Raw genomic sequence first — 13,934 nt, forward strand, 5'->3', positions numbered from 1 at the left:
ACCGCCAGGGTGGGACCGGTGTTCCCAGGAAGTTCCTTCCCTTACCCCGGGTGGGCGGTGGCCGGAGACTCGCTGCCGACACCGTTTCAAGGAGGACACCATGACGCTCACCCTCGACAGCTACCGGCTGCTGGGCCGGTCCGGGCTGCGGGTCTCCCCGCTGGCGCTGGGCACGGCGACCTTCGGCACCGAGTGGGGCTGGGGCGCCGAGAAGTCCGAGGCACGCAAGCTGTTCGACACCTACGTCGAGCGCGGCGGCAACTTCATCGACACCGCGAACACGTACACGGACGGCAGTGCCGAGCGCCAGCTGGGCGAGTTCGCCCGCGACCGCCGCGAGAGCCTCGTGCTGGCCACGAAGTACACGACGCTGCGCCGGCCCGGCGACCCGAACTCCGCGGGCTCGCACCGCAAGAGCCTGTTCGCCTCGGTGGAAGCCAGCCTGGAGCGGCTGGGCACGGACTACCTCGATCTGCTTTACCTGCACGTGTGGGACTTCACGACGCCGGTCGAGGAGATCCTGCGCGGCCTGGACGACCTGGTCCGCCAGGGCAAGGTGCTGTACGTGGCGATGTCCAACGTCCCGGCCTGGGAGATCTCGCGCATGCAGGCGATCGCCGACCTGCGCGGCTGGTCGCCGCTGGTCGGGCTGCAGGTCGAGTACAACCTGATCAACCGCGCCGCGGAACGCGACCTGATCCCGATGGCGCGGGCGATGGGGCTGGGGGTGACGCCGTTTTCGCCGCTGGCGGGCGGTCTGCTGACCGGCAAGTACCGTGCCGGTGCTGCTTCGGGCGCCCGCGAGAGCTTCAACGCCGGGCTGGGGATGGTCACCGACCGGAACCTCGCGATCGCCGACGTCGTGACGGAGGTCGCGGCCGAGCTGGGCCACACTCCCGCGCAGGTCGGGCTGGCCTGGCTGCTGGCCAACCCGGGCGTGACGGCCCCGATCGTCGGCGCCCGCACGCCCGAGCAGCTGGAAGGCAACCTCGGCGCGCTGGCGGTCGAGTTCACCGCGGCCCAGCTGACCCGGCTGGACGAGGCGAGCGCGATCGACCTGGGCTACCCGCACGACCTGCTGGCTGGTGACCACATCCGCGCGGTGATGCGAGGGGACCTGAAGCTCGAAGCGCGCCGCTGACCGCGCGCGGAGGTGGGCCGGCCGCGGGCCCGTGCTGTCGCAGTTCCAGCGGAAGCAGACCTGGTAGCGGATCTTGCCGTGCGACAGCGTGCCCGAGCACTTCGGCGACGCGACGGCCGCGAGTGGTGCCGCCGGGGCCGCCGCCTCCACGCCCGGGCCGATCCGGCGGTTCAGCCGCCGCTTGCCGCGACTCCTGAACCGGTCGGCGACACGCCGGACCAATCCGGAACCTCATCCGGGTCCGAAGCGTCATAGTGCCGTAAGTAACACAATCGGCCCAATGGGCGAATGACTGGTAGTAGCGGTTCTCAGAGGAAGGCAGTCCGGTGTCCGGTTCAGGAGTCGAGCTCACCCACCGCGCGATGGCGATGCTGAAGGCGGTGGCAGCAGGCCGTGCGCAGATGTCGTGCAGCTGCGAGCCCGACCTCTTCATCGACGGATTCGCCTGTTGCGATCAGATGACGGCCCACGCGCTGGCCCACGGCGGCTACCTGCGCCCCGCCGTCGAAGCCGCCGCCGGGCGCGTTCCGGCCGAACTGACCGAGGCCGGCCGCGCCGCGCTGGAGATCACCGCCGCCGCCTGAGCAGGTAACGCAGTGTCGTAGCTTCGAACAAGTGTTCGATCTACCGTCGGTTATCCCGACCTGGCAGGCTTGAGCCATGGCGGAACCCCCACCACCGGTGGACGACGACGCGACGGTCTTCCTCCCCAGTGACCTGCGCGGCGCCCACTGGCCGACGCGCGACCTCGACGTCTCCCGGCGGCCGTACGACGAGTTCGCCACCCAGATCGTCGCGCGCCCGCCCGCCTCGCCCGTCTCCGCCGGTCGCGGCGACGGCGCCGGCTCGTCGCTGGCCCGATCGAGTGGCCGGATGGCCGTCGCCTCGGCCGTCAGCAGGCTCACCGGGTTCGTCGCGAAGCTGCTGCTCGCCGCCGTGGTCGGCACCGGGGTCGTCAACGACTCCTTCACCGTCGCGAACACCCTGCCCAACATCGTCTTCGAGCTGCTCTTCGGCGGCGTGCTCGCCAGCGTCGTCGTGCCGCTGCTCGTCCGCTCCCAGGACGACCCGGACGGCGGCCGCGCCTACACACAGCGGCTCATCACGATGGGGCTGGTGCTGCTCGTCGTCGGCACGGTCGTCGCGGTGGCGATCGCGCCGCTGTTCACCGCGCTCTACGTCGACAAATCGTCTCCGACGGCCAACTCGGCGCTGACCACCGCCCTGGCCTACCTGCTGCTGCCGCAGATCCTGTTCTACGGCCTCTTCGCGCTGCTCTCGGCGATCCTCAACGCCCAGAACGTCTTCGGCCCGCCGGCCTGGGCGCCGGTGCTGAACAACGTCGTCGTCACCGCCACGCTCGTCCTGTTCGCCGTCGTGCCGGGGGAGCTGACGCTCGACCCGGTCCGGATGGGCGACCCGAAGCTGCTGGTCCTCGGCCTCGGCACCACGCTCGGCATCGTCGTGCAGGCCGTGGTGCTGGTCCCGGCGTTGCTGCGCACCGGGTTCCGGTTCCGCTGGCGCTGGGGCTTCGACCCGCGGATCAAGGAGTTCGGCGGGCTCGCCGCGTGGATCCTCGGCTACGTCGTGGTCAGCCACGTCGGGTTCGTCGTCACCACCCGCGTGCTGACGCACGGGACCAGCGGCGGCGTCACGGCCTACAGCTACGCGTCCCTGCTCTTCCAGCTCCCGTACGGCATCCTCGGCGTCTCGCTGCTGACCGCGCTGATGCCGCGGATGAGCCGCGCGGCCGCGGACGGCGACACGGTCTCGCTCGTCGGCGACCTCTCGCTCGCTTCCCGCATCTCGACGGTGCTGTTCGTGCCGATCTCCGCGGTGCTGGCCGTGATCGGCACGCCCGTCGGCATCGCGATCTTCACCCTGGGCCGCGGCACCCTCGGCGACGCCGAGCGCCTCGGCCAGACCCTGGCCGTCTCCGCCGTCGGGCTGCTGCCCTTCGCGCTGGTCATGTTGCAGCTGCGGGTGTTCTACGCGATGAAGGACGCCCGGACGCCGACGCTGATCATGCTCGTGATGACCGTCGTGAAGATCCCGCTGCTGCTGCTCTGCCGCGGCCTGCTCGACGGCGAGCACATCGTCCTCGGCGTGATGCTGGTGAACGGCGCCGGGTTCGTCGTCGGCGCCGTCCTCGGCCAGGTGTGGCTGTGGGTCCGGCTCGGGCACCTGCGCAGCAAGCGATCCCTGCGGGTCGGGCTGATCACCCTCTGCGCCAGCGCCCTCGGCGTCGGGACGGCGGTGCTCGCCGGCTACGCCGTGCCCGGCTCCCTCGGCACGATCCCGTCCGCCTGGGTGAAACTGCCGGTCCAGACCTTGCTCGGGATGGCCGTCCCGTTCGGTTTGCTGGCGCTGCTGAGGCTCCCGGAGTTCACGCCCGTGACCCGGAGCGCGGGCGCTCTCCTGCGGCGGTTCGCCCCTCGTTGACGACTACGGCCGGGAACGTGATCCGGATGTCTCGAAACGGTAACGAGACCGCTGCGATCAGCGCGTTTACATTTCCCGCGCGGCTTTCTACGATCCATCCGGATCAGCGATGGGGTGGAGGGCGTGCATGACGCGCAGGGCGCGCAGACGGCGGGACCGGGTCACGGTCGACGAACTGCTGCGGGCGGCGGGGGCCCGGCCGCGCAAACCCGGTTCGCGCTCGGCCGAGGTGGCCGCCCGGCGTGATCCCGACGCCGAGCCGCGCGGCGCGGCGGGCCGGATCGCGCTGGCGTCGGCGGTGATCGTGGTGCTCGGCGGGCTCGTGCTCGTCCTGGCGACGCGGACCGACCCCGTCCCGGGGTCCACGCAGTTCCCGCAGCTGCAGCCGGCCACCGCCGTTCCGACGTCGACCGCGATCGCCGTGCCGACGCAGACGACGACGCCGTCGCCGGTGGTCATGCACGCGCGCCAGACGCCGACCCCCACGCCGACGGTGACGATCGACCTCCCGCCCTCCCCGACGACGACGGTCACCCTCCCGACGTTCACCCCGGACTACCGGTGCTACCCCTACGGCTGCCGCCGGGACGGCACGCCGGTGCGCTGACGCCGGAGCAGCAGGTAGATACCGGCGGCGAGCACGAACCCGGCGGCGAACGTCAGGTCGCCGGTGCCGGGAACCGCTTTCGGGATCGGCGCGGTGTAGAGCGCCTGGTTCGCGAACAGCCCGACGGAAACGACCAGCCCGACCAGGAACGCGGTGAACCCGGCGACGTTGCGGTGGTGCCGGTCGGCGAGCAGCTCGCCGAACTCCGTGCCGCGGCGCAGGTGGTGGTCGGCCAGCAGCACGCCGAGCCACGGGCCGATCCAGTAGGCGATGACCAGCAGGAAGTTCTCGTACGCGTGCCCGGCGTCGGCCAGCCCCAGCCAGGCCAGCGCGAACCCGACGACGCCGAACGCGAGCGCCACGGCGGCGCGGCGCCAGGCCAGCGGCAACCGGACCCCGAGCGCGAGGAAGGCGAGCGCGCCCGAATAGACGTTGAGGACGTTCGCCGCGACCGCGCCGAGCGTGATCGCCAGCAGTGTCGCGGCGGCGAGGAAGCCGGGCAGGTGCCCGGTGAACGCCGTCGCCGGGTTGTCGTCGGCCGGGCCGGCGATGGTGGTCGAGGCGGCGCCGACGAGCATCAGGATCGTGGTCGAAAGGAACAGGCCGCCGCCGGCGTAGAGGCCGATCGCGCGTGGTGACGCGGTCTTCGGCAGGTAGCGCGTGTAGTCGGCGGCGTAGGGGTTCCAGCCCGCGGTGTAGCCGAACGCCGTGCCGACGGCGAGGAGGAACCCGCCCACGCTGCCGGAGTTCGTGGTGGCGCCCGCCTTCCCGAAGATGACGACGCTCGCGACGGCGAACACGACGGCGAGGACGGCGAAGACGTACTTCTCGTACGCCTGGACGAGATTGTGCCCGAAGAACGCGATGACGATCTGCAGCACGACGACGAGCACGAGGCAGGCGACGGTGGGGAGCCCGGTGAGGCTGGCGAGCGCGAAGGCCCCGCTGACGCTGTTGACGGCGAACCAGCCGATGCCCGCCATGACCGACATGAGCGCGGCGGGCACCAGGTTCCCGCGGTAGCCGAACGCGGCCCGCCCCAGCACCATCTGCGGCACGCCGTAGCGTGGCCCGCGGGCGCTCAGGACGCCGTGCGCGACGGCGCCGAGCGCGTTCCCGACGATCGCCGCGAGCGCGGCCTGGGTGAAGGAGAGCCCGAACGCCGTGACGGCGAGGACGCCGACGAAGATCGTCGCGAACTCGAGGTTGGGGGAGGCCCACGTCCAGGCCAGCTGCCGGGGCTCGCCGTGGCGGTCCGCGTCGGCGACGGGTTCGACCCCGCCGGGTTCGACGGCCGCCAGCTTGGCGCCGTAGCCGGGTTCCTCGATGCTCGCCATGCGAAGACGGTAGGCGACGAAGATTGCGCCGGTGTGACGGAATCCGGTTCCCGGTCACCGGAACGGTTTCCGCTCACCGGGCACCGTCTCCGAAACCCGCGAAGACCCCCTCACCGGCCCCGATGCCGGTGAGAGGGCCTTCGACAGCCCCACTACGGGCCTGGTGTCAGCCGGCGTACCCGGCGACGATCTTCGTGAACGCGTACTTGTCCTGCGTGATGCCGCTGCACTCGCCGCCGCCGCTGCAGTCGCGGTTGGTGGCCCAGAACGTGAAGCGGGCCAGGTGGTGGCTCGTCGCGTAGCCGCGGATGGAGTTGAAGTTCGCGACCGTGACCGTCTCGCCCGCGTTGTCGGTCTTGCCGTTCATCGAGGAGAGGCCGCTGTGCCGGTAGGCGGTGTCGTCGTTCCAGCCGAACGTGGTCTTGAGCTGGTTCTTCAGCCCGTCGACCGCGGACTTCGTGTGCGCGGCCATGTCGCCGCCGCTGGAGAAGTCGAACGGCATGACCGACCAGACGTCGACCGGGGCGCCGATCGCCTTGGCCTGGTTGATCAGGCGCTTGCCCCACGAGTCGGGACCGGTCGTGGTGGTGCCGATGGTGATGACGACCTTCAGGTTCGGGTTCTTCTGCTTGGTCAGCTTGACCGCGTTGAGGATGCGGTCCTGCACCGTGTTGTTCTGGAACTCGTCGGTGTTCTCGATGTCGAGGTCGATCGCCTTGAGGCCGTAGGCGTCGATCACCTTCTGGTACGCGCCGGCCAGCGCCGACGCCGACGTGCACTTCGAGCCCAGCTTCGTGCCGGACCAGCCGCCGAAGGAGGGGATCACGTCCCCGCCCGCGTTGCGGATGTTCTGGATCATCGTCTTGTCCGAGCCGGTCAGCGAGCGGCTGCCGTCCCACTTCGGGTTGCAGGTGCCGTCGGACAGGACGAACGCCAGGGTAAACGCTTTCACCCCGGTCGCGGACATCGCCGCGGTGGGGCTGGTCTGGCCGCCCCACTGGTACAGGTACGGGGAAGCGAGCACCGGATCGACCGCGGCCATGGCCTGCGGGGCGAGGCCGACCGCGGTGGCCATCGCGGCTCCGGCCGCGACCGCGAGCGTGACCAGACGGCGCACTGATTTCATCGGGGTCCTCCAAACGAACAGGATGGAGCACCTCCGGTTTGAGGCGGCGGGATCAACCCGGGAGGAGCGCTGTGTGCCACCACACAGTGGACTAGACCAATGTTGTATGTCAACCCTTCGAGGGTCGGAAACATGACTGACCGTGCGCGCACGGCTCCCGAGCGTCGGCGACGTGAGATTCCCCTGAAGGCGGAGTGACAGCGCCCCGCATTCCGGCTACTTTGCCGAAATGGTGGGGGATTCCACGGTCGCCGCCGGCGGGGGACGCCGCCCGGGCCGGTTCCTGCCCGCCGTCGTCCTGCAGCGCTGGGCGCTGCGACGTTGGGCACTGTGGCGCCTGCCGCGCCGCGGCCAGGTCCTCTACTTCGTCGCGATCGACGTCCTCGCCGTGGCCGCCACCGCGCTCGCGGCCCTCCGGTTCCCGCCGCTGGCCGCCATGCTGGTGCCGTTCGCGCTGCTCCTGGGCGGGATGGTGGTGTCGGCCGAGCTCGCCAGGACGGTGGAGCGCCACCGCGAGGACACCCTCCTCGGCCCCGGCATCGACACTCCGTGGATCTTCGCCGGGGTGCTGGTGCTCCGGCCCGGCCTAGCCGTCGCACTGGTCGTGCTGTCCGCGCTGCACCAGTGGTTCCGGGTCCGCAGAAGACCCGTCTACCGGCAGGTGTTCGGCGCCGCCGCGACGGCGCTGGCCGGCCTCGTCGCCGGCGCGTTCCGCACCGCGACCGGCGGGCAGCCACTCGGCGCGGTCCTCGACACCCACACCGTCCTCCTGCTGACCGTCGCCGGCGTGGTGTTCCTGGCGGTGAACGCCGCGCTCGTGACCGCCGCCGACGGTCCCCGCCCGCTCCGCGAAGCCCTTCCGGGACACGCCTTCGACGCCGCGATGACGGCGTCCGCGCTGCCGCTCGCCTGGGCCGCCGGAGCCGCTCCGCTGCTGGTCCCGCTGCTGGCCGGCGCCACCGTCGTGCTGCACCGCGGCGGACTGGGCCGCGGCCGCCGCGACCACGTCACCCTCGACCCCGGCACCGGCGTGCTGACCGCGGCGTCGTGGCGCGGTGCCGCCGAGGCCGAGCTGGACCGGCTCGGCCGCCACGGCCCCGGGCAGGCCGTGCTGCTGCTCGACCTCGACCACTTCCGCCAGCTCAACGACCGCTACGGCGCCCGCATCGGCGACGCCGTCCTGCGCGCGGTCGCCGACACCCTGCGCGACGAGGTCCGCGCGGCGGATCTCGTGGGCCGCTCCGGCGGCGAGGAGTTCGCGGTGCTGCTGCCGGGCACCGGCCGCTTCGACGCGATGGCCATCGCCGAGCGCATCCGGCTGAAGGTCGCCTCGACGCTGGTGGCGCTGAAGGCTTCGGGTGACGGGCCGCAGTTCGTCGGCGTGACGGTGTCGATCGGCGTCGCGGGCTGCCCGGACGGCCTCCTCGGTGAGGCGCTCCGGGTCGCGGAGGCGGCGGTGCTGCGCGCCAAGGCGGCGGGCCGCAACCGGACGATCTGCGCGGAGCCGGGCTAGCGGGTCAGGACATCGTGATCGCGTTCAGCTTCTCCCGCAGGTAGTCCGCGGCGATGACCTCCGGGTACGTCCGCTTGCCCAGCGGCGGCGCCAGCGACGTGATCCGCGCGTCGTGGTCGGTCTCGTAGAAGAAGATCAGCGACACCAGGTCCTCGTCGGGGGCCGCGGCGGCCGGGGGCAGGACGCGGTGCCGCGTCGACCGCCACCGGTCGCCGGTCCAGCGGGCCATCAGGTCGCCGATGTTCACCGTGAACGCGTCCGGGTGGAACGGCGCGTCCTCCCACTCGCCGGCGGCCGTGTAGACCTGCAGCCCGCCGACCCCGGCCTGGCGGTCGAGCACCGTCACCGTGCCGAAGTCGGTGTGCGGGCCGATCCGGAACTGCTCCGGCTCGGGCGCGCCGACGTGGGTCATCGGCGGGTACCAGTTGATGTTGAACGTGTACGTCGGGTGCACGGTGTGCCGCGTGAAGTGGCTCTCGGCCAGCCCGAGCGCCGCGGCGAAGATCTCCAGCAGGTGGTCCGACAGCGCCCGCATCCGGTGCATGTACTCCGTGGCCGCTTCGGCGAGCCCCGGCACCTCGTCCGGCCAGACGTTGGCCTGGAACCAGAACCCGTCGACCTCGGCGACGCCCACGCCGAGGTCGGCGCCGGCCGAGTACGACTCCTTGAGGTCCGGCGGTGTCTCGGTGCCCTCGGCGTAGCCGTTGGCCTCGACCCCCGGCGGCAGCCAGCCGCGGCCGCCGACGGTCACGGCGTAGCGCTGCTTGACGTCCTCGGGCAGCGCGAAGAACTCCCGCGCCAGCTCCCGCGTCCGGCGGCGCAGGTCGTCCGCGATGCCGTGCCCGGTGACCAGCAGGAACCCGGACTCGCGCAGCGCGCGGTCGATCTGCCCGGCCACCTCGGCGCGGCCCTCTGACGTGCCCGCGAACCACGGCGAAAGGTCCACGAGCGGAACGGTTGACGGCATACCGGCTCCTCGGAAAACTCTGTCCTATTCGGACTTCTCGACCCCGATGTCCTCGAACCACAGGTCCGGGCGCGCGGCGATGAACTCCGTCATCAGCGCGGTGCACGCGGGGTCGTCGAGCAGGGTGATCTCCACGCCGAGCCCGGCCAGCCAGTCGTGCCCGCCGTGGAACGTTTCGGCCTCGCCGATGACGACGCGTCCGATCCCGAACTGACGGACGAGCCCGGAGCAGTACCAGCACGGCGAAAGCGTCGTGACCATGATCGTGTCGCGGTAGTGCGGGCGGCGACCGGCGTCGCGGAACGCCGAGGTCTCGGCGTGCATCGAGGGGTCGTCGTCCTGCACGCGCCGGTTGTGCCCGCGGCCCAGCAGCGTGCCCGCGGTGTCGAACAGCGCGGCCCCGATCGGCACGCCACCCTCGGCCTTGCCCAGCTCGGCTTCTTCACGGGCGACGGCGAGGAGGGCGGCGGGGTCGATCGGCATGCGCCACTCTTTCCGCCCGACGCGGTCCGTGGCAAGTGTTTGACCACATGGCTGCACCATCCGGCGGATCGCGGACCGGAACTGTCCTCGATGTCTGCCACACTGCGTCTCATGTACGGGACATCGGAACGCCTGCTCAGGCTGCTGTCGCTGCTGCAGGCCCGGCGCGACTGGCCGGGCGCCGACCTCGCGTCACGGCTCGACGTCGACGTCCGCACGATCCGCCGTGACGTCGAGCGGCTGCGGTCCCTCGGCTACCCGGTGCACGCGACACCCGGCGTCGCGGGCGGCTACCGGCTCGGCGCGGGCGCCGCGCTCCCGCCGCTGCTGCTGGACGACGACGAGGCCGTCGCGGTGGCGGTGGGCCTGCGCACGGCGGCGAGCGGCACGGTCAGCGGCATCGAGGAGACGTCGGTGCGCGCGCTGGCGAAGCTCGAGCAGGTGCTGCCGGCGCGGCTGCGGCCGCGGGTGGGCGCGCTGCAGGCGGCGACGGTGTCGATGCCCGGCGGCGGCCCGACGGTCGACGCTTCGGTGCTGACGGCGATCGCGTCGGCCTGCCGCGACCACGAGCGGCTGCGATTCGGCTACGGCGACCGCGCGGGCACGGAGACCGAACGCTCGGTCGAGCCGCTGCGGCTGGTCCACACCGGACGCCGCTGGTACCTGGTGGCGTTCGACCTGGACCGCGACGGCTGGCGCACGTTCCGCGTCGACCGCGTCACCGGCGTGCCCGCCCCGAGCTTCCGGTTCACCCCGCGCGAGCCCCCGGCCGAGGACCTGGCGGCGTACGTGTCGCGACAGATTTCGTCGGCGCCGTACCCGGTCCAGCTGGTGCTGCGGGTGGCGGCCCCGGCGGCGGAGGTGGCTCGCCGGGTGCCGCCGACGAGCGGCGCGGTGGAGGAGGTCGACGAGCACAGCTGCCGGGTGCGGACCGGCGCGAACACCCTGGACACGGTGCCGTACTACCTGGCCCAGTGGGGCTACGACTTCGTCGTCGAGGAGGCCCCGCCGGGGCTGGTGGAGCGGCTGCGGGAGGTGGCCGAGCGCTTCGCCCGCGCGGTGGGCTAGGTCGTTTCGACGCGGATGCGGTCACTTTCGCCGTCGGTCAGGAACGACGCGAGTTCGCTTCCTTCCCCGGTCACCGCCGAGCGTTCGGCCCGGGTCAGCCGCCGCAACGGCCGCACCGCCACCGTGCCGTCGTCCACCGTCCAGGTCGCCGAGACCCGGCCGTCCACCAGCACCACCCGTTCGCCCGCGACCGATACGCCCCGGTGGGCGTCGTCGATGATCCGGCTCCGGTCGTCGTAGCCGAGGATCGCGTTGTCGAACGCCGGCAGGAACCGCACCGGAGCCGGCGTGTCCGGGTCGGGACGCGGCGCGTCCGGCAGGTCGAGCAGCTCGCGGCCCCGCTCGTCGCGGAAGGCCACCAGCTCCTCGCGCACCGCCTTCACCGCCGCCGGCAGCCCGGCCAGGCCGGACCACGCGCGCAGGTCCGCCGTCGCCGCCGGGCCGTACGCGGCCAGGTAGCGCTTGACCAGCGCCTGCCCGACGCCGTCGGCCGGGTCGAGCGGGTCGATCTCCCGGCCGAGCCACGCCGCGAGCGGCAGGTTCCGCACCCCGCCCTTGGTGCGCCACAGCCCGCGCGGCGGCAGCTGCGCCACCGGGATCAGCGCGGCGACGAGCATTTCGCCGAGCGGCCGCGGCCCGGCGGACGGCCACCGGTCCGCGACCGCCCGGGCCAGCTCGCCCATCGAGCGGGGCTCGCCGTCGGCCAGGACGGCCCGGCCCGCCGCCGCGAGCTCGCCGAGGTCGACCCCGGTGAGCTCGCGGCGGTAGGTGCCGAGGACGCGCTGGCGCAGCATGGCGTCGAAGCGGGCCCGCCACGCCAGGACGTCGTCGGCGGTGAGCAGGTGGACGGTCCGGCGCATCAGGTGCGTCCGCACCACGCGCCGCCCGGCGAGCAGGTCGGACAACGCCGCCGGGTCGAACGCGCGCAGCCGCGACCACAGGCCGGTGAACGGCTCCTGCGGTTCCTGCGCCTGCAGGCCGCCGAGGTGCGCGACGGCGTCGTGCACCGGCAGCGCCGCCCGGTCGAGCAGCAGCTGCCGGGCGAGCGTCGCGCGGTTGAGCGCCTCGGTGCCGAGGACCGTCACGTGGACTTCTGGCCGTCGAGCGTCTCGCGCAGGAGGTCGGCGTGGCCGGCGTGCTGGGCGGTTTCGGAGATGATGTGCAGGATCGCCCGCCGCGCGGTCCACGTCGTCCCCGGCCGGTTCCACGGCGCGTCCGGCAGCGGGTGCGTCGTGGAGAGGTCGACCTTCGCGACGATCTCCTCGCTGCGCTTCGCGACGTCTTCGTAGCGCGCGAGCACGCCGGCCAGGGTCTCGCCGGGCTGCATGGCGAAGTCGTTCTGGTGGTCGATCGCCCACTGCGGGTACTCGCGGGCGGTCCCGGCGGCCATGTCCGCCCAGGTCACGCCCTCGGGCAGGTCGTAGCGCATGGCGGACGGGCCGTCGACGGCGAAGCGCTGCCAGTTCTCTTCCATGGACGCGACGTGCTTGACGAGCCCGCCGAGGCACAGTGCGCTGACGGTCGGCCGCTCGCCGGCCTGCTCGTCGGTGAGGCCGTTCGTGGTGGTGACGAGGGCGGCTCGGGCGGCCGCCAGCTCGGCGATGAGGTCGTCGCGTTCGGTTCCGTGTGTCATAGGACCACCCTGGCAGGGGTAGCGGACAGGATGTGTCCGCTACTTCGGGCACTATCGGGGTATGCCGAAAACTTCCGCGCGGTTGCTGGCTCTGCTCTCGCTCCTGCAGGCGCGCCGCGACTGGCCGGGGGCGCTGCTGGCCGAGCGGCTCGAGGTCAGCTCGCGGACGGTCCGCCGCGACGTCGACCGCCTGCGGGAGCTCGGCTACCCGATCGCGACGGCCAAGGGTCCCGACGGCGGCTACCGGCTCGGCGCGGGCGCGGACCTGCCGCCGCTGCTGTTCGACGACGAGCAGGCGGTCGCACTGGCGGTGGCGCTGCGGACGGTCGCCGGCGGCGGGATCGAGGAGGCGGCGGCGCGGGCCCTGACGACGGTCCGGCAGGTGATGCCGGCGCGGCTCCGGCACCGCGTCGACGCGCTGCACGTCACGGCGGTCTCGCCGGCGGGGCCGCCGGTGGACCCGTCGGCACTGGCGGCGCTGAGCGCGGCTGTGCACGCCCGCGAGGTGCTGCGGTTCGACTATTCGGGCTCGCCGCGCCGGGCGGAGCCGCACCACCTGGTGACGCGCGGCGGGCGCTGGTACCTGGTGGCGTGGGACCTCGACCGCGCGGACTGGCGCACGTTCCGCGTCGACCGGCTGACACCGCGGGTGCCGACCGGCCCGCGGTTCGTCCCCCGGGAGGTGCCCGGGGGAGACGTGGCGGCGTTCGTGGCGGACCGGTTCTCGGGCCGGGACGAGTGCCGCGGCGAGGTGATCCTGGACCTGCCGGCGGGGGTGGTGTCGCAGTACGCCGGCGACGGGGTGGTGGAGGAGCTGGGGCCCGCGCGCTGCCGGCTGGTGCTGGGGGCGTGGTCGTGGGTGGGCCTGGCGGCGTCGATCGGCCGGTTCGACGCGGACGTCGAGGTCGTCGGCCCGCCGGAGCTGAAGGACGCGTTCGCGCGGCTGGCCCGCCGCTACGCCGCCGCGGCCGACCGACCGCTCAGTCTGTGACCGGCGTCTCAGGCTGAGTCGCCCCGAGCATCCGCAGTACGAGCCCGCCGTACTCCTTGCCGAGAGCGGTCGGCGTCTGCCGGGCACGCTCGGTGTACCAGCGGGCGACGTCGACGCCGAGGGAGAGCACGGCGCGGGCCGAGGTGTGGGGATCGGAGACGGTGAAGACACCGGTCCCGACGCCGTCCTCGACGACCTTGCGGACGATCCGTTCGATGCGCCGCCGCAGCTCGGCGACCACGGCGAACTCCTCTTCGGGCAGGGCCTGCAGCTCGTACTGGACGACGCGGGCAACGGTGTGCCGCCGAGCGTGCCAGGCGACGAAGTCCTCGACGATGAGCCGGATCCGCTCGACGGGATCGGACTCCTTGGCGACAACGTTCTCGACGAGCGCGAGGGTCTGCTCGTGCCCATACCGGCTGATGGCGAAGAGCAGCGCGGCCTTGGAAGGAAAGTGCACGTAGAGCGCGGCGGGGCTCATCCCGGCGGCCCCGGCGATGTCCCGGGTGGTGGTGGCGTGATACCCCCGCTTGGCAAAGGCCTCAACCCCGGCAAGCATCAACCGTCGAGCGGTCTCGGGCTGAACATCAGGCCAAAGTTCAGCCGACAGCGACATCGTCATCCGG

At 72.6% G+C, this 13,934-nt stretch carries 14 protein-coding genes; 7 read left to right on the forward strand and 7 right to left on the reverse strand.

Going from position 1 to position 13,934, the window contains the following annotated elements; translation table 11 throughout:
* The first annotated feature begins 100 nt into the window (after positions 1–100).
* The 4 genes from ACZ7OU_RS21730 (at position 101) to ACZ7OU_RS21745 (ending at position 4,190) form a co-directional block, all read left to right on the forward strand.
* The gene (locus tag ACZ7OU_RS21730) at positions 101–1,141 is read left to right on the forward strand and encodes an aldo/keto reductase (protein ID WP_470256402.1); all 1,041 of its coding nucleotides are present in this window, start codon (positions 101–103) and stop codon (positions 1,139–1,141) included.
* Between the two features lie 326 nt (positions 1,142–1,467).
* The gene (locus ACZ7OU_RS21735; RefSeq protein WP_155542567.1) at positions 1,468–1,725 is read left to right on the forward strand and encodes a hypothetical protein; all 258 of its coding nucleotides are present in this window, start codon (positions 1,468–1,470) and stop codon (positions 1,723–1,725) included.
* 76 nt (positions 1,726–1,801) lie between these two features.
* Positions 1,802–3,583: a murein biosynthesis integral membrane protein MurJ gene (murJ, locus tag ACZ7OU_RS21740; RefSeq protein ID WP_470256403.1), complete on the forward strand. Its 1,782-nt coding sequence runs from the start codon at positions 1,802–1,804 to the stop codon at positions 3,581–3,583.
* A gap of 127 nt (positions 3,584–3,710) precedes the next feature.
* Positions 3,711–4,190 (forward strand): hypothetical protein, encoded by a 480-nt coding sequence (locus tag ACZ7OU_RS21745; RefSeq protein WP_470238269.1) that lies wholly within the window; start codon positions 3,711–3,713, stop codon positions 4,188–4,190.
* On the opposite strand, the gene ACZ7OU_RS21750 is transcribed toward ACZ7OU_RS21745, so the two are convergent.
* Positions 4,154–5,527, reverse strand: a complete 1,374-nt coding sequence (locus ACZ7OU_RS21750) for a purine-cytosine permease family protein (RefSeq protein ID WP_470256404.1) — start codon at positions 5,525–5,527, stop codon at positions 4,154–4,156. The two genes, ACZ7OU_RS21745 and ACZ7OU_RS21750, sit on opposite strands and share 37 nt — an antisense overlap.
* Before the next feature lie 166 nt (positions 5,528–5,693).
* Entirely contained in the window at positions 5,694–6,653 is a 960-nt protein-coding gene (locus ACZ7OU_RS21755) for a chitinase (RefSeq protein WP_470256405.1), read from the reverse strand.
* A 229-nt stretch (positions 6,654–6,882) separates the two neighbouring features.
* Here ACZ7OU_RS21755 and ACZ7OU_RS21760 point away from each other — a divergent pair, with 229 nt between their 5' ends.
* Positions 6,883–8,166 (forward strand): GGDEF domain-containing protein, encoded by a 1,284-nt coding sequence (locus ACZ7OU_RS21760; protein WP_470256406.1) that lies wholly within the window; start codon positions 6,883–6,885, stop codon positions 8,164–8,166.
* A 4-nt stretch (positions 8,167–8,170) separates the two neighbouring features.
* Here ACZ7OU_RS21760 and ACZ7OU_RS21765 read toward each other — a convergent pair whose 3' ends face one another.
* A complete protein-coding gene (locus tag ACZ7OU_RS21765) occupies positions 8,171–9,133 on the reverse strand; it encodes an isopenicillin N synthase family dioxygenase (protein ID WP_470238265.1) in 963 nt (320 codons plus the stop codon).
* Positions 9,134–9,157: 24 nt separating this feature from the next.
* The gene (locus ACZ7OU_RS21770; RefSeq protein WP_470256407.1) at positions 9,158–9,616 is read right to left on the reverse strand and encodes a nucleoside deaminase; all 459 of its coding nucleotides are present in this window, start codon (positions 9,614–9,616) and stop codon (positions 9,158–9,160) included.
* A 111-nt stretch (positions 9,617–9,727) separates the two neighbouring features.
* Here ACZ7OU_RS21770 and ACZ7OU_RS21775 point away from each other — a divergent pair, with 111 nt between their 5' ends.
* Entirely contained in the window at positions 9,728–10,684 is a 957-nt protein-coding gene (locus tag ACZ7OU_RS21775) for a helix-turn-helix transcriptional regulator (RefSeq protein ID WP_470238263.1), read from the forward strand.
* Here ACZ7OU_RS21775 and ACZ7OU_RS21780 read toward each other — a convergent pair.
* Positions 10,681–11,769 carry a winged helix DNA-binding domain-containing protein gene (locus ACZ7OU_RS21780; protein WP_470238262.1) on the reverse strand — a complete coding sequence of 363 codons (1,089 nt, stop codon included), beginning with the start codon at positions 11,767–11,769 and terminating at the stop codon, positions 10,681–10,683. The two genes, ACZ7OU_RS21775 and ACZ7OU_RS21780, sit on opposite strands and share 4 nt — an antisense overlap.
* Complete coding sequence (locus ACZ7OU_RS21785; protein WP_470238261.1) at positions 11,766–12,317, reverse strand: DinB family protein; 552 nt, start codon at positions 12,315–12,317, stop codon at positions 11,766–11,768. Before ACZ7OU_RS21785 ends, ACZ7OU_RS21780 begins: the two co-directional genes overlap by 4 nt.
* Positions 12,318–12,378: 61 nt before the next feature.
* Here ACZ7OU_RS21785 and ACZ7OU_RS21790 point away from each other — a divergent pair, with 61 nt between their 5' ends.
* Positions 12,379–13,308 carry a helix-turn-helix transcriptional regulator gene (locus ACZ7OU_RS21790; RefSeq protein WP_470238260.1) on the forward strand — a complete coding sequence of 310 codons (930 nt, stop codon included), beginning with the start codon at positions 12,379–12,381 and terminating at the stop codon, positions 13,306–13,308.
* On the opposite strand, the gene ACZ7OU_RS21795 is transcribed toward ACZ7OU_RS21790, so the two are convergent.
* Entirely contained in the window at positions 13,298–13,930 is a 633-nt protein-coding gene (locus ACZ7OU_RS21795; protein WP_470238259.1) for a TetR/AcrR family transcriptional regulator, read from the reverse strand. The two genes, ACZ7OU_RS21790 and ACZ7OU_RS21795, sit on opposite strands and share 11 nt — an antisense overlap.
* Between the last annotated feature and the right edge of the window lie 4 nt (positions 13,931–13,934).

It is taken from the genome of Amycolatopsis sp. NPDC114505 (genome assembly GCF_055633615.1).